The following is a 14,829-nucleotide window of genomic DNA, read 5'->3' on the forward strand; positions in this document are numbered from 1 at the left end:
AGCAGAACGGTCTCGACATCCTGGCGCAGGCCCGACGCAATCCTCTGCAAAAAAGCCGCGAAACACTGTTGACGCTTCGGCCCCAACGCATCAACTAGGATCAAACATCCGGAAGGCTCCCCATGGCGTCGCGCGCATACAATATTCCCAATCTTTTGACCTATGCGCGCATCGTGGCCGTGCCGATTATCGTCGGCTGCTTCTTCATCGAGGGGCAGCTTGAAAGCTCGGATGTCGCGCGCTGGACTGCGCTGGTGCTTTTCGCCGTCGCCTCGCTCACCGACTATCTCGACGGTTATCTCGCCCGCATCTGGAACCAGACGTCGAATATCGGCCGGATGCTCGATCCGATCGCCGACAAGCTGCTGGTCGCCGCAGTACTGCTGTTGCTCGCCGCCGACCAGACGATCGCCGGCTGGTCGCTCTGGGCGGCAATCACCATCCTCTGCCGCGAAATCCTCGTCTCGGGCCTGCGCGAATATCTTGCCGCGCTGAAGGTCTCGGTGCCGGTGACGCGCATCGCCAAGTGGAAGACGACGATCCAGATGGTGTCGATCGCCTTCCTCCTTGCCGGTCCTGCCGGAGACAAGATCCTGCCCTACACGACCCAGATGGGCATCGTGCTTCTGTGGCTCGCCGCGTTCCTGACCTTCTACACCGGCTACGACTACTTCAAGGCCGGCGTCAAACACCTGGTGGACGAAGAATGACCGTCAAACTCGTCTATTTCGCCTGGGTGCGCGAACGGATCGGCAAGTCCGAGGAGGACCTCGACCTGCCGGCAAGCGTCGTCACGGTCAATGATCTGCTCGCGCATCTGACGACGCTCGGCGAGGAATATGAGAACGCGCTCCAGTTCCCCGACGTCATCCGCGTCGCCATCAACCAGGAACATGCCGAACACGACGAGCCGATCGCCGGCGCGCGCGAGATCGGCATCTTCCCGCCGATGACGGGCGGGTGATCGGGATGAAGGGGCAAACCCCACGCTCCCTCCTTCCTGTGCTTGTCACAGGAATCCAGCGCGCCGAAGTCCTTGGGCGCAGAAGACTCATTTCCACGCAGACGTTTACTCACGGCGCAGACGCGCCGTGGCTGGATTCCTGTGACAAGCACAGGAATGAGGGAGTACTCTCGTTGGCCGTCGCAGCCCGCGGCGAGGCATTCAGATGACCACTCCCACCATCCGCGTCCAACCCACCGACTTCGACCTGCAGGCCGAAATCTCCGACCTCACCGCCGGCCGCACCAATATAGGCGCCGTCGTGACCTTCACGGGCCTCTGCCGCGACGAACAGGGTGCATTGTCGGCGCTGGAGCTCGAACATTATCCGGGAATGGCGGAAGCGGAGATGCTCCGCATCGGCGAACTGGCGATCGAGCGCTTCTCGCTCATCGGCCTCACCGCCATTCACCGCTTCGGCAAGATCATGCCAGGCGAGAACATCGTGCTTGTCATCGCCGCCGCCCCGCACCGGCAAGCGGCCTTCGACGGTGCCAATTTCGTCATGGACTTCTTGAAAACCTCGGCCCCCTTCTGGAAGAAGGAACACGCGGTCGATGGCTCACAAGGCGACTGGATCGCCGCCAAGGACGCGGACGACACCGCGCGGGACAAATGGCGGTGATCACGGCACCACCCGCTCCCGCCGGCTCGTCACCAAAACCATGACCAGCAAGGCGACGATCACCAGGTCGCGCCAGACGATCGGGCCGTAACCGCTCCAGAGCGTTTCGGCGAGCCCGATGACGGCGGCGCCGGCGGCGGCACGCAGGGGATTGGAATGACCGCCTGCCGCGGCGATCAGCACGACCTTGAGCCCAAACAGCAGGCCCGCGCCAAAATCCATCGTGCCGTAATGGGAGGTGGCGAGCACGCCGCAGATCGAGGCGTAGAGCGCGGCTACCGCATAAGCCACGACAAAGACCTGCGCGGAATTGGTGCCGGAAAGTTCCGCCGCCAGCGGATCGTCGGAAACCGCCCGCCACATGCGGCCCCAATAGGTGTACGCCAGCACCAGATAGCCCAGACCGATGACCATCAGCATGACGGCGATGTTGATGAGCTGGATCAGCGTCAGCGTCACCGGGAAGCCGTCTGCGTGCCAGAAGACGACCGCGTCGTTGAGGAAGGGCGGCAGCCAGAGTTCGCGGGTGTCGGCGGCGATCCGGGCGCCTTCCATCAGCACCATCAGCGCGCCGAGCGAGGCGACGATCACCGCGTTCGGCGAGATCTTTGCAAGCGGCCGCATCACCAGCTGCCCGATCGTCACCCCTGCCCCGATGCCGCCGGCGATCCCGGCAAATGCGCCAAGCCCCAAGGCGGCCGGCAGGATCAACCACAGCCGGTCCCAGCCGAAATGGGCAAAGAGCAGGTATAGATGGCCGGAAAAAGCGAAGATCGCGCCGTAGGTGATGTCGGCCCGCTTCGTTACGGCAAAGGCGATCGAATATCCGAAGGCGAGCGTCGCATAGAGCGCCGCCAGCGGAACCGCGTTCGCCAGTTGCTGCAGCAGATAGGCCATGGGCACTCCGATAGCGACACCGAATATAACTGGTCAACAGCATTTTACCAGTTATAATATCGCCATGAACTTTTCCTGGACCCCGCATCGGTTTGCCGGAGGCGCACTGGCGTTGGATGTCGCCAACAGCGTGATTCTGCGCTTCGACGCGACACGCAGCATCGACCGGTTCGCCGAGCCGGAGCAGATGGGCGCCTTTCCCAAGGCGGCCGAGAAATTTTCCGCCGAGCGGGCGCTGTTCGGCGATCTCGCGCCAGTCGAACCCGAGAACCACGCGCCGTTCATCGTGCTGCGCGAAGCGATCGACCGCTATTTTCGCGCCCGTGTTCTTGGTGGCGACACGCAGAAACTCCTTGCAGATTTCCTCGAAGCGACGGCAGCCATCCTGCGCCGCGCCGAGAAAAACTCGCTGGAGGCGGCGACCGCTTATTCGGCGCTCAGGCTGCTTGCCGATGAGGAAGTCTCGCGGATGAAGATCTGCGGCAGTTGCGGCTGGCTGTTCATGGACCGCAGCAAGAACCGCAGCCGCACCTGGTGCGACATGGCGGTGTGCGGCAACCGCGTCAAAGCCAACCGCCATTATCATCGCAGGAAGAAGGAGGCCGCGTCGTGATGCGCCGGCTTATTATGGTTCTCAGCCTTGCCCTCGCCCTTGCCGCGTGCCAGCGCGAGGCGGAAAAGCTGGTGGAGGTGAGCGGGCATATCTTCGTGTTCAACTACCGGGTCGCCAGCGCCACCTATCTCGTGACGCTCAACAAGACCGGGCCGATCCCGGAGGGCACCGTGGCGATCGCCAAATTCGAAGACCCCGCCGGCGGCGATCCGATCGTCATCAGTGAAAAAATCTTCCCTGCCTGGAACAAGATCACCCTGCAGAGCCCCAATGTCCGCTGCGTGCGCAAGGACAAGTCCTATTCCGTGGATATCCGGCTGGTGGATGCGGCCGGCCGGACGCTGCAGGAATTGAAGACCCAGCTCGTCTCGGACGTCGACCAGTCGGTGCTTCCCAGCAAGCCGCTGGTGCTCGGAGCCGGCTACGAGCGGAACCCGGAGGTCTTCAAGCCGGACGGGACTGCAGACTACGGTCGGGACGACGACTGCCCGGCCTGAGGCGGGAAACGCGGCCGACTATCCAAAAACGAAAAAACCGGGGCCAAAACCCCGGTTTCATCAAAGTCTTCCGTCGAAATGGGGCTTAAATCAGCCGACGATCTCGGTTTCGGAGAACCAGTAGGCGATTTCCTGGGCGGCGGTTTCCGGAGCGTCGGAACCGTGAACCGAGTTCTCGCCGATCGACAGCGCGAAGGTCTTGCGGATGGTGCCCTCATCGGCGTTGGCCGGGTTGGTGGCGCCCATGATCTCGCGGTTCTTCAGGATGGCGTTCTCGCCTTCCAGAACCTGAACGATGGTCGGGCCGGAGGTCATGCCTTCGACCAGTTCGCCAAAGAACGGGCGTTCCTTGTGAACGGCGTAGAAGCCTTCTGCCTCGCGCTTGCTCATCCAGACGCGCTTGGAAGCGATGACGCGCAGGCCATTGTCTTCAAACACCTTGGTGATGGCGCCCGTGAGGTTGCGCTTGGTGGCATCCGGCTTGATCATCGAAAACGTGCGTTCAATCGCCATTGTTCTATCCTTCGTTTCCTGTGGCCCCGTGACTAAGGGGGAAAGTGGGCGGTCTTTACCCGCCCCTTTCGCTGGAAACAAGGGGGTTCCGGCAATTTCACGCCGCTGTCACACTGCGCCCGACGCCATTATGCAGGTCGAGGCAGCGCTCGAACCACAACCCGACCGGGTCGTCATCGGAAAACACCTTGGTGCCGGCGGTGATGCGCATCCACTGCAGCGCGCCGAACAGGATGTAGTCAACGAAAAGCGGTCCGTCGCCGCCGATGAAATCATGATATTTCAGGGCGTGGCGGATCGGCTCCAGCTTGGGCGCGAAACCGTCGATCTCCGCCTGGCGGCTCGCGTCGAGCTCTTCGAGCGTCCTGCCGAGCCGGGCCTCGCGGCTGGCGCGGAAATAGACCTGGTCCGTCTCTCCGAGCATGTCATGAATGTTCTTGACCGCGATCTTGGTGATCGCCGTATGCACCACCATCTGGGAAAAACCCTCGACGAAACGGGCGAACGCCTTGCCGGCCGGTCCGCCGAACAGCGTCGGCCGGTCGGGATAGGCCTCTTCCAGATAAAGCGCGATCTCGAAACTGTCGCGGATCAGCTCGTTGCCGTCCCTGAGGATGGGCACCGTCTTGGAGAATCCGCCCTCAAGGCTCGGGATTTCGGTAAACGGCGTCGGCTTCTCGATGAAATCGAGGCCCTTGTGGGCGAGCGCCTGCACGACTTTCCAGCAATGGGGCGAAAACGGGCGGCTCTCGTCGGCGCCGCAGAGCGAGTAGAGGATACGGGTCACGGCAGGCTCCTGATCTGAACGTGTGGCCGGCGATATTGAAAGCAAATTCCCGTTTGAATCCAATCAGGAAATTTCATGAGTTGCAGTCGATCGGCCATTTCGACGATCCCTTAACCGTAACTAGCAGCAATCCGGTCCTTTTTAGTAAATGTTAAAACCGGTGCCGCATGGCTTGTCCCACGATCGAACAATTGTGAGGACGAGACATGGCGGGCGAAGCGAGCAGAACGGGACAGGATCGCGGCCTGCAGGCTGTCGTCCAGCTCATGGCCAAGCTGGACGTGAGCGGCCTGCCGCGCAATTACGAGCTCTTCCACGAGGCGCTGCTGGGCGCCGACCCCGCCCTTTCGCGCGAAGTTCTGGCGCTCCCCGCCGGCCCTTCCCAGACGGTGCTCGACGAGATGGGGCTGCGCCATCAGCTTTCAGCTTTCGTGGCGCTCATGCCCGTCAGGGGTCGCGATCAGGAAATAAAGCTGCTGCTGGAACTGCGGGACAAGATGGCAAGCGGCGTCACCCAGAAGAAGGGTTTCAGCCGGGTTCTGGAAACCGTCGCCCGCAGCCTGCGCCAGGACAGCACCGCGGGACCAGAGGACATTCTGGCCGAGATCGAATATCTGAGCGTATCGCTCTCCGACGCAGTGGTCGCCGAAACCGAGCTGGAAGCCATTCTTCGCGCCGGTGCCGATCGCCTCGTCAAGGCCGAACGCGAGGCATCGGTTGCCCGCTCGGTAACACTGCGCGACCGGCTGACCTCGCTGCCGAACCATGCGGCGCTCGCCGAGCGGCTGGAGGCACTCTATGGCGTCGATGCCGACAGCCGGGATACCGCCCTGTTCCTGGTGGCGGTTACCGATCTGCCTCATCTGGCCCGCACCTACGGCGATCCCGCCGTCAACCGGATCGTCAAGAAGGCCGCCTCGATCTTCCGCAAGGCAATCAAGAAGAACGATTTCCTGGCGCGCATCGGTAAGGGCGATTTCGCCTTCGTCTTCCGTGACGTCGGCCGCGACAGCGTGCAGCCGATCGCCGAGCGGCTGATCGCCTCGATCACCGACAATCTCGTCTTCGCCGCCTCCGACGGCACGAGCGGGATCGGTCTTTCGGTCGGCGCGGCTCTCACCGCGGACGCCTTTTCACCGCAGGAACTCCGCCTGCAGGCCGGCTCGGCGCTTGAAGCGGCCAAGGCCAATCCGCGCCTGATCGTCGCGCTTCACGGCGGCGGCCAAAAACGATCCTGAGACGGGCAGCACTTCCGGAACCCAGAAGGCCACAGTTCCCGCTGCATCGGCCCATCGCCGCCCTTGCCAACCAACAGGGTTTCGGCCAAAACCGCCGCCATGATCACGATTACCGAACTTTCCGCCCGCATCGCCGGGCGTCTCCTCCTCGACAATGCCAGCGTGACGCTACCCGCGGGCACCAAGGCGGGGCTCGTCGGCCGCAACGGCGCCGGCAAATCCACGCTGTTCAAGGTCATAACCGGGGAGCTGGGCTCGGAAACCGGTTCGGTCTCCTATCCGAAAAACGCCCGGCTCGGGCAGGTGGCGCAGGAGGCGCCAAGCACCGAGGATTCGCTGATCGAAATCGTGCTTTCCGCCGACAAGGAGCGCGCCGCACTGCTGGCGGAGGCGGAAACAGCGACCGACCCGCACCGCATCGCCGACATCCAGATGCGGCTCGTCGATATCGACGCACATTCGGCAGAAGCGCGCGCGGCCAGCATTCTCGCCGGTCTCGGCTTCTCCCAGGAAGCGCAGTCCCGCCCTGCCTCGTCGTTTTCCGGCGGCTGGCGGATGCGCGTGGCGCTCGCCTCCGTCCTGTTTGCCGAGCCAGACCTGCTGCTGCTCGACGAACCGACCAACTATCTCGATCTCGAAGGCACGTTGTGGCTGGAAGACTATATCCGGCGTTATCCGCATACCGTCATCATCATCAGCCATGACCGCGACCTGTTGAACAACGCGGTCAACGCCATCGTGCATCTCGACCAGAAGAAGCTGACCTTCTATCGCGGCGGCTACGACCAGTTCGAGCGGCAGAAGGCCGAGGCCGACGAATTGCAGACCAAGGCCAAGGCCAAGAACGAGGCGGCCCGCAAGCACCTGCAGAGCTTCATCGACCGCTTCAAGGCCAAGGCCACCAAGGCCCGGCAGGCGCAGAGTCGCGTCAAGGCGCTGGAGCGCATGGGCACGGTCGCCGCGGTAATCGAGGATCACGTGCAGCCGATCACCTTTCCGGAGCCGGAAAAACAGCCAGCCTCGCCGATCGTCGCGATCCAGAACGCCGCCGTCGGTTACGAACCGGGCAAGCCGATCCTCAAGAACATCACGCTGCGCATCGACAATGACGACCGCATCGCCCTGCTCGGCTCGAACGGCAACGGCAAGTCGACTTTCGCCAAGTTCATCGCCAGCCGCCTCAAGGCGGAGAGCGGGGATATCCGCTTGGCGCCGAACCTGAAGATCGGCTTCTTCGCCCAGCATCAGCTCGACGACCTTGTGCCGGCGGATTCGCCCGTCGCCCATGTGCGCCGGCTTATGCCGGACGCGCCCGAGGCCAAGGTTCGCGCCCCGCGTGGCGCAGATGGGGCTTGCCACCGAAAAGATGGCGACGGCCGCAAAAGACCTGTCGGGTGGCGAAAAGGCGCGGCTGCTGATGGGCCTTGCCGCTTTTCACGCGCCGAACCTGCTGATCCTCGACGAACCGACCAACCATCTCGACATCGACAGCCGCCGGGCGCTCATCGAAGCGCTCAACGACTACGAGGGCGCCGTCATCCTGATCAGCCACGATCGTCACCTGATCGAGGCTACCGTCGACCGGCTGTGGCTGGTCAACAACGGCACGGTGTCGAATTTCGAAGGCGACATGGAGGAATACCGCAACCTGATTGTCAGCTCCGGCAAAAAAAAAGACGAAAAAGTTGAGCTGACCGAGGACCTGTCCTCGAAGGCGGACCAGCGCAAGGCAAATGCCGAAAAGCGCGCCTCCCTGGCACCGCTCAAGAAAAAGATCAACGAAATCGAGGCCGTAACCGCCAAGCTGGAGAAACTGATCAAGGCTCTGGATAAAGAACTTGCGGACCCGGTTCTCTACGAAAAAACACCCGCCAAGGCGGCCCAGAAGGCCAAGGAACGCGGAGAGGCCGCCGCAAAACTCTCGTCCGCCGAAGAAGAATGGCTGATGCTGTCGTCGGAATACGAAGAGGCGATGGCGAGCTGACTTTGCTCCGGTGGCGAGTATTGCCCTCCTGCCGACCAGACCCGCGATATCCTCGGCGGCGAGGCCGGAAACCCGCCACCCGCAATGCGATTAATCATTAAATTAGGAATACTTTATAATATCGGCCGATTATTCACAGGGATGATCTTCCGGCCTCATGTCCAATCCGCCGCGGCTTCACGCTCTTTCTGGCCTGCTCGCGGATCGCCGCGGCAATATTGCCATCATGTTCTCCCTGTTGCTCGTGCCGCTGATCACCGCCGTCGGCGCCAGCCTCGACTATGTGCGGGCCTATAACGCCCGTTCGAAGATGCAGGCCGATCTCGATTCCGCCTTGCTCGGCGCCGTGAAGAGCGTGGGAACACTGGACAATGCCGCGCTCAAGAAGCGCATCCAGGAGTGGTTCGCTGCCCAGACCGATCTCGGGAACGGCGGTTACATGCTCGAAGAAATCGACATCGACACATCGAACCGTAAGATTACCGCGACTGCCCGCGCGACGGTGCCCACGACGCTGCTCAAGATTGCAGGCATAGACGGCGTCGGGGTTGCCACCGCCTCGTCGGTCGAAGGTCCGGGCCGCGCCTATCTCGACGTCCATATCGTACTCGACAAATCCGCTTCGATGCTGCTCGCGGCGACGAGCGCCGGTCAATCCAGCCTGATGTCGTCACAGGCCAACTGCGCCTTTGCGTGCCATACGCCGGAAGGGGCGACCTTCAGCTACAAGAGCAAGACCTATAACAATGTCTACGACCTGTCGGTCGCGATGAACATCAAGCTGCGGGCCGATGTCTCGGTGGACGCCGCGCGAGAAGTTCTAGACCTCATCGACACGGCAGACGCCACCCATGAGCGTATCAGGGTCGGCCTCTATACCCTTGGCGAAACAGCGACCCAGGTGTTGTCGCCGACCTTCTCGACCTCGGCGGCCCGTACGAAGCTGAACAGTAAGACCAGCGGCATGACGAGCGCGACCTCAGAAGACGCGACATATTTCGACACGTCCCTGACGGCCCTCAAGCCCATGATCGGAACGGCCGGAGACGGAACCACCAAGGATGCGCCGCTGAAACTCGTGTTGGTTCTGACGGACGGCGTCCAGTCCGAGCGCAACTGGGTGCTGCAAGGCAATTCGGGCCTCCGCTTCCCGACAGCAAAAAGCTCGCTGCAAACAGTTGTCACACCGATCAATTCCAAATGGTGCAAGCAGATCAAGGACCTCGACGCCACAATCGGCGTTCTCTACACCGAATACCTGCCGATGGCCTGGGACTGGGGTTACAATGCAACGCTCGGCAAGACGATGAGCAGCAGCGGCTTCAGCTCGATCTGGGGAGGCACGGTCGCCTCTGGCCAGAACAACAGCACCCGGACTGCCTATATCCCCAAAGCACTCGAGGAATGCGCAACGAGCGGCGACCTTTTCCTGCAGGCGAATTCGGCCGAGGAAATCGAGGAGGGCCTGTCCTCGCTCTTCAAGCAATATCTCTCCAAGGTAAGGCTGACAAACTAGATGGCGCCGATGCACCGTTTCAAAGCCCTCCTACGGAACGAGCAGGGAACAGCCGCGGTCGAGTTTGCATTGCTTGTCCTGCCGTTCTTCGTCTTCCTGTTTTGCATTCTCGATATGGCGCTGATGTTCTTCGTCGACAGCGCGCTCGATTCGGCCCTGCATATGGCCGCCCGTTCCGTCCGGGTCGGCAGCGCCTATTCGAACGGCTGGGATCTTGCCACGTTCAAGAGCAACGTCTGCGACGGCATGGCGCTCGCCTTCAGTTGCGAGGACGAACTCCTGGTCACGACCACCACGATGTCCGACTTCTCGTCGATGAGCTTCAAGTCGCCGGTCAGCGGCGGCGTTCTGTCCGTGACCGAAAGCTTTTCTCCGGCCGGGTCGGGGGACTATGTGATGATCCAGGCTTTCCTTCCATGGGACAGCCTGCTGGCCGCCATCGGCGCAGACGTCAACACGCTTGCCGATGGCACCTATGTGCTCTCCGCTTCCGTGGTTTTCAGAAATGAACCCTTTTGAGAAATCGTGCGATGGCACCAAGACATGATCCCGACCACAGGCAAGGCAACCGGCGCGAAAGAAGCGTGCGGGCCCTGCTCGCCGACCGGAAAGGCCAGTCCGGCATCGAATTCACCCTGCTTCTGCCGATAATGGCCCTGCTTTTTGCGGGCACCGTCGATCTCGGAGAAGGCCTGATGGTGAAGCGCAAGATCAACCAGATCGCGGAAGTGGCAAGCGACATCGTCTCCCAGGAACCGAGCTGGAGCAACAGCGAGCTCAATACCCTTCTCCAGGGGGCGGCCGCCATTCTCATTCCCTTCGACAGCAGCGCACTTGCCATCCAGGTGGCCCTCATGGACTTCGACGCCGCCGGCAACGCGAAGGTCAACTGGTCCACCGCCTACCAAACGAATGCGCAGGCATCCGGGGACCCGCCCGCCTTCGAAATTCCCGCCGACCTGATCGAAACCAACGTGCAGCTCGTCGTCGTGCAGGTGAACTATGCGATGACGACGCCTTTCACGTCGTTGTTTTCCACCATCACCGGCTCGGGCGCGTACAGCTTTGTCGGCAAGGCGATCTCCCGTCCGCGAGTGGGTGACAAGATCACCAAGAAGTAGGCCAGGATCTGCAATGCGTCAGAACCGTCCTTGCGGCCCGTTGCGCAAGGTGCATGCGGCGGAAGAACCATCATAACCAGCCGTTAACCATAATCGGCGAATGTGACGTCGCTTCAACTCCTTAGTCACTTTTTAGCCGAGTCGCCCCCATGTCTGTCCGCGTCCTTTGTGTCGCCGCCGCCGTCGCGTGCCTTCTTTCCTCCTGCGCCGGCCGCAGCCAGACCGAGAGCGGCTCGCTTGCCACTTCATTTGCGCCCGCCAAGGGGATTTCCTCCCCCAAAAAAGCGGAGGCGGATTCGCCGGTCGCGCTGACACCGGTCGCCTGGGGGCGTTTCAACAATCCGGGCAGCCTTTCCGGCCGCACCCTCACCGCCTCGTCGCTCTCAGACCTGAAGCTTGCCGACAAGGAGGTCGTGCTGACCTTCGACGACGGCCCGATGCCGAAGAAAACGGAGAAGATCCTCTCGATCCTCGACGAATACGACGTCAAGGCGACCTTCCTGATGGTCGGGCAGATGGCCAAGGCCCATCCGGAGATCGCCCGCAAGGTCGTCAATGCCGGCCACACGATCGGCAGCCATACCTATCGCCATGCCGACCTGCAGCACCTTTCCTTCGATGCCGCCGTCGCCGAAATCGAGAAAGGGCGCGATGCGGTGACCAGCGTTACGCACGAGGACGCCGGCTTCTTCCGCTTCCCCTACCTCGCAGACACAAGCCGTCTGCGCCAGTGGATCGCCTCGAACGGCATGGTCGTGCTGGACGTCCAGGTCGATTCCAAGGATTATTTCGGCGTCTCGCCGGCCGCCGTCGCCACCCGCACGATGAATTCGCTGCGCGCCCACGGCAAGGGCATCATCCTGCTGCACGACATCCATGCCCGCACGGCCGCCATGCTGCCGGCGCTGCTCACCCAGCTGAGTGCCGAAGGCTACAAGGTCGTTCGCCTGCGCCACAGCAATTCGTCGATGATGATGGCCTGGCTGAACTGAGCGAAGAATGCGCGGGGTCAGGCCTTCTTGACCCAGCGCCCCTCTTCCGATTGCTGCCAATAGGTCAGCGCATGCCCCTCGCCCTTCAGCTTCTTCCATTGGGCGCGGGCATTGTCGAGCTGGACGGTATCGTAGCCGTCGAACATGAAGACGATCCGGTCATAGTCGGCGACCGGCGGCGGCTCGGCACCGTCCACCAGAAAACGAACCGTCGCACCGTTGCGGTTCTCAGCGGCGGAGGTCAGAAGCACCGGCTGTGCCTCGGCCATCGGCGAGGCGTCGGTGCCATGCGGCAGAAAACTGTCCTCGCGAAAGGCCCAGAGATGCGCGTCGAGAAAATCCCGCCGCAGATCGCTGCTCGTCTGTACCGCCACCTTCCAGCCGCGCTCGACGCTCTTTTCGAGGAGCGCCGGCAGCGCATCCTCAAGCTTCGATTCGGTCAGGTGGTAGAACAGGACTTCAGTCATTACGGTTGAGAACCCATATTTCGTCGAACCGACAAATGTGGGTTCTCAACCCATCTCGTAATGCGCCCGCACGAGTTCGTCCAGCAGCCGGACGCCGTAGCCGGATCCCCAGGACTGGTTGATTTCGCTCGACGGCGAATTCATCGCGGTGCCGGCGATGTCGAGATGCGCCCAGGGGGTTTCGCCCACGAATCGCTTCAGCAGCTGCGCTGCGGTGATCGACCCGGCATAACGCCCGCCGGTATTCTTCATGTCGGCGAATTTCGAATCGATCAGCTTGTCGTATTCCTTGCCGAGCGGCATGCGCCACAGGCGCTCGCCGGTGACATCCCCGACGCCGGCCAACTGGCCGGCCAATTCATCGTTGTTCGAAAAGAGGCCTGCCTGCAGGTTGCCGAGCGCCACCAGGATCGCGCCGGTGAGCGTCGCCAGATTGATCATGAAACGCGGCTTGAAGCGATCGTTGCAATAGTGAAGCGCATCGGCGAGCACCAGCCGGCCTTCCGCATCGGTGTTGATGATCTCGATCGTCTGGCCCGACATGGTGGTGACGATATCGCCCGGTCGTTGGGCGTTGCCGTCGGGCATGTTCTCGACGAGACCGAGAATGCCGATCGCGTTGACCTTGGCCTTGCGGGCGGCGAGCGTATGCATGAGGCCTATGACGGCGGCAGCCCCGCCCATGTCGCCCTTCATGTCCTCCATGCCGGCGCCCGGCTTGATGGAAATGCCCCCGGTATCGAAAACGACGCCCTTGCCGATGAAAGCGACCGGCGCATCCTTCGGCTTGCCGCCCTTCCAATGCATGATGGCAAGCCGCGGCGGCCGGACCGAACCTTGCGCCACGCCGAGAAGCGCGCCCATGCCGAGCTTCTTCATCTCCTTCTCGGTGAGTATTTCCACCTCGACGCCGAGCTTCTCCAGGTCCTTGGCCTTATCGGCGAACTCGACCGGCCCGAGCACGTTCGGCGGCAGGTTGACGAGTTCGCGGGCAAGCAGCACGCCGCCGGCAATCGCCTCGGATTCGGCAAAGGCCTTCTTGGCGGCCGCAGGCTCGGCGGTGACGATCGTCACCTTCACCGTCTTCGGCGCCTTTTCCTCGTCGTCGCCCTTCTTCGTCTTGTAGGTGTCGAAACTGTAGGCCCGCAGCAGCATGCCGAGCGCGAAGCCGGCCAGTTCGGCAGCGCCGACCGCAAGGCCGGGCACATCCGTAAAGATCGCCACCCTGGTCATCGACTTGACCGTGGAAGCGGCAATGCCGCCCGCCTTCAGCCAGTCGTAGGCGGCCAGCGCCTCGGCCTTGCCGAGACCCAGCACGACCAGCCTGTCGGCGGGAGACCCCTGCGGCGCGATAATGTCCAGCGTCGACATCGGCTTGCCGGAAAACTTCGCGATTTCCGCCGCCCGGGTCACGATGCCGGCAGGATCGGCATCGGCAGCTCCCGCCGCCGGGCCGTCGCCGGCCAGCTTGAGCTGGATGGCAAGGCCGCCGTCGATCTTGGCGGACTTGGCGAAGGAGATATCGAATTTCACGGACATTGCGACTCCAGGAGGCTTTCGAAAGAACGCGGCGATCATCGCCGTTTCGGCCGCGAGCGCAAGGGCGAGATATCACAAGCGCGTCAACCCGTTTGCGGCCTCCCTCTCCGGCGCGTCAAAAAGCCGGATTCCGGGAGCGGACATTCCATTCTATCGGCAGCTGGCCCCTGTTCAAATTCCACGCGCCATGCTCTAGGGTCGCGCCGCCTGACGACCAACGGATCAGTTCGCATGACCTCGCCTTCTCCAACCGTTTCCGACTGGTTTGCCGCCACGCGACGATTCTTCGCGAGGCCGAAGGGCTGGTTCATCGTGCTGATGGCGCTCTGGTGGATGCTGCTGGCGATCTTTTACCTGGTACCCCAGATCGACCTTGCCGTGGCACGCGCCTTCTTCGCCCAGGCCGCCTGTGGCGAGGCTATCGAACGGGGCCGGGTCTGCGGCAGTTTCCCCTATGGTGGCGAAACCGTCTTCGTCCTGATCCGGCGCGTCCTCTTCTACCTGCCGGCGCTGGTCGCGATCTATCTCCTCTACCGGCTGATCGCCAACCTGCAGCACCACGGCACGACCTACAGCCCCCGCAAGACGCGGGACTATTCCATCGCCCTGATTGCCTTCCTGATCGGGCCCTATGTGCTGGTCAACCTGATCCTGAAGCAGGTCTCCAACCGGCCCCGCCCCTACGAGACCGACTTTTTCGGCGGCAAGGCCGTATTCACCCCGGCCGGCGATTTCGGCGGCGCCTGCGTCGGCAACTGTTCCTTCATTTCCGGCGAGGCGGCGGGCGCCGGTTGGCTGGCCTGCCTCATCGTTTTGCTGCCGAAACCGCTACGTCCGGTCCTCGGGCCCCCGCTGATCGCCATCTCGCTGATCTCGCCGGCGCTCAGGACCTCCTTCGGCGGTCATTACTTTTCGGACGTGACGCTCGGCTGGTTGTCGTCGCTGGTGGTCTATGCGGCGGTGGCTGCGTGTTTCGAAATGTCACAGCGAAGAAGAAAACGGAATTCGCAAACAAATTTGTGACGCGGCCCCTGTCG

Annotated in this window: 16 protein-coding genes and 1 pseudogene; 12 read left to right on the forward strand and 5 right to left on the reverse strand. The window is 62.4% G+C overall.

The genetic code is table 11. The annotated features are described in order from the left end of the window. Nucleotides 1-122: 122 nt before the first annotated feature. The 3 genes from pgsA to ACZ9EJ_RS11685 all read left to right on the forward strand — a co-directional run bounded on the left by pgsA (nucleotide 123) and on the right by ACZ9EJ_RS11685 (nucleotide 1,628). The gene (pgsA, locus tag ACZ9EJ_RS11675; protein WP_046630009.1) at nucleotides 123-710 is read left to right on the forward strand and encodes a CDP-diacylglycerol--glycerol-3-phosphate 3-phosphatidyltransferase; all 588 of its coding nucleotides are present in this window, start codon (nucleotides 123-125) and stop codon (nucleotides 708-710) included. Then, nucleotides 707-964: a molybdopterin converting factor subunit 1 gene (gene moaD, locus ACZ9EJ_RS11680; RefSeq protein ID WP_046640426.1), complete on the forward strand. Its 258-nt coding sequence runs from the start codon at nucleotides 707-709 to the stop codon at nucleotides 962-964. Before pgsA ends, moaD begins: the two co-directional genes overlap by 4 nt. Nucleotides 965-1,169: 205 nt before the next feature. Further along, nucleotides 1,170-1,628: a molybdenum cofactor biosynthesis protein MoaE gene (locus ACZ9EJ_RS11685; RefSeq protein WP_046640425.1), complete on the forward strand. Its 459-nt coding sequence runs from the start codon at nucleotides 1,170-1,172 to the stop codon at nucleotides 1,626-1,628. On the opposite strand, the gene ACZ9EJ_RS11690 is transcribed toward ACZ9EJ_RS11685, so the two are convergent. Then, nucleotides 1,629-2,525 (reverse strand): branched-chain amino acid ABC transporter permease, encoded by an 897-nt coding sequence (locus ACZ9EJ_RS11690; protein WP_046640424.1) that lies wholly within the window; start codon nucleotides 2,523-2,525, stop codon nucleotides 1,629-1,631. Between the two features lie 64 nt (nucleotides 2,526-2,589). Between ACZ9EJ_RS11690 and ACZ9EJ_RS11695 the strand changes: the two genes are divergently transcribed. Together ACZ9EJ_RS11695 and ACZ9EJ_RS11700 are read left to right on the forward strand one after the other, a co-directional pair. Then, nucleotides 2,590-3,138 (forward strand): CGNR zinc finger domain-containing protein, encoded by a 549-nt coding sequence (locus ACZ9EJ_RS11695; RefSeq protein ID WP_046640423.1) that lies wholly within the window; start codon nucleotides 2,590-2,592, stop codon nucleotides 3,136-3,138. Continuing rightward, nucleotides 3,138-3,635, forward strand: coding sequence for a lipoprotein (locus ACZ9EJ_RS11700; RefSeq protein WP_046640422.1), 498 nt, complete (start codon nucleotides 3,138-3,140; stop codon nucleotides 3,633-3,635). The genes ACZ9EJ_RS11695 and ACZ9EJ_RS11700 overlap by 1 nt, the downstream gene beginning before the upstream one ends. Nucleotides 3,636-3,725: 90 nt before the next feature. On the opposite strand, the gene ndk is transcribed toward ACZ9EJ_RS11700, so the two are convergent. Together ndk and ACZ9EJ_RS11710 are read right to left on the reverse strand one after the other, a co-directional pair. After that, the gene (gene ndk, locus ACZ9EJ_RS11705; protein ID WP_007769585.1) at nucleotides 3,726-4,148 is read right to left on the reverse strand and encodes a nucleoside-diphosphate kinase; all 423 of its coding nucleotides are present in this window, start codon (nucleotides 4,146-4,148) and stop codon (nucleotides 3,726-3,728) included. A 97-nt stretch (nucleotides 4,149-4,245) separates the two neighbouring features. Further along, nucleotides 4,246-4,935, reverse strand: coding sequence for a glutathione S-transferase family protein (locus ACZ9EJ_RS11710; protein WP_046640421.1), 690 nt, complete (start codon nucleotides 4,933-4,935; stop codon nucleotides 4,246-4,248). Between the two features lie 206 nt (nucleotides 4,936-5,141). On the opposite strand from ACZ9EJ_RS11710, the gene ACZ9EJ_RS11715 reads away from it, so the two are divergent. The 6 genes and pseudogenes from ACZ9EJ_RS11715 (at nucleotide 5,142) to ACZ9EJ_RS11740 (ending at nucleotide 11,786) form a co-directional block, all read left to right on the forward strand. Next, nucleotides 5,142-6,173, forward strand: coding sequence for a GGDEF domain-containing protein (locus tag ACZ9EJ_RS11715; RefSeq protein WP_046640420.1), 1,032 nt, complete (start codon nucleotides 5,142-5,144; stop codon nucleotides 6,171-6,173). A 99-nt stretch (nucleotides 6,174-6,272) separates the two neighbouring features. Continuing rightward, nucleotides 6,273-8,157: pseudogene (locus tag ACZ9EJ_RS11720) on the forward strand (ATP-binding cassette domain-containing protein). 157 nt (nucleotides 8,158-8,314) lie between these two features. Beyond that, nucleotides 8,315-9,673 carry a TadE/TadG family type IV pilus assembly protein gene (locus ACZ9EJ_RS11725; RefSeq protein WP_046640418.1) on the forward strand — a complete coding sequence of 453 codons (1,359 nt, stop codon included), beginning with the start codon at nucleotides 8,315-8,317 and terminating at the stop codon, nucleotides 9,671-9,673. Between the two features lie 9 nt (nucleotides 9,674-9,682). Then, nucleotides 9,683-10,192, forward strand: a complete 510-nt coding sequence (locus tag ACZ9EJ_RS11730; RefSeq protein WP_251089989.1) for a TadE/TadG family type IV pilus assembly protein — start codon at nucleotides 9,683-9,685, stop codon at nucleotides 10,190-10,192. Nucleotides 10,193-10,203: 11 nt separating this feature from the next. Continuing rightward, a complete protein-coding gene (locus ACZ9EJ_RS11735) occupies nucleotides 10,204-10,794 on the forward strand; it encodes a TadE/TadG family type IV pilus assembly protein (RefSeq protein WP_046640416.1) in 591 nt (196 codons plus the stop codon). Nucleotides 10,795-10,943: 149 nt separating this feature from the next. After that, nucleotides 10,944-11,786, forward strand: a complete 843-nt coding sequence (locus tag ACZ9EJ_RS11740) for a polysaccharide deacetylase family protein (protein WP_046640415.1) — start codon at nucleotides 10,944-10,946, stop codon at nucleotides 11,784-11,786. A 17-nt stretch (nucleotides 11,787-11,803) separates the two neighbouring features. On the opposite strand, the gene ACZ9EJ_RS11745 is transcribed toward ACZ9EJ_RS11740, so the two are convergent. Together ACZ9EJ_RS11745 and ACZ9EJ_RS11750 are read right to left on the reverse strand one after the other, a co-directional pair. Then, nucleotides 11,804-12,253, reverse strand: coding sequence for a DNA polymerase III subunit chi (locus ACZ9EJ_RS11745; RefSeq protein WP_046640414.1), 450 nt, complete (start codon nucleotides 12,251-12,253; stop codon nucleotides 11,804-11,806). 45 nt (nucleotides 12,254-12,298) lie between these two features. Further along, nucleotides 12,299-13,792 (reverse strand): leucyl aminopeptidase, encoded by a 1,494-nt coding sequence (locus tag ACZ9EJ_RS11750; RefSeq protein WP_046640537.1) that lies wholly within the window; start codon nucleotides 13,790-13,792, stop codon nucleotides 12,299-12,301. Nucleotides 13,793-14,023: 231 nt separating this feature from the next. Between ACZ9EJ_RS11750 and ACZ9EJ_RS11755 the strand changes: the two genes are divergently transcribed. After that, entirely contained in the window at nucleotides 14,024-14,815 is a 792-nt protein-coding gene (locus ACZ9EJ_RS11755; RefSeq protein ID WP_046640413.1) for a phosphatase PAP2 family protein, read from the forward strand. Nucleotides 14,816-14,829: the final 14 nt, after the last annotated feature.

Source organism: Neorhizobium sp. USDA 3394 (assembly GCF_056280385.1).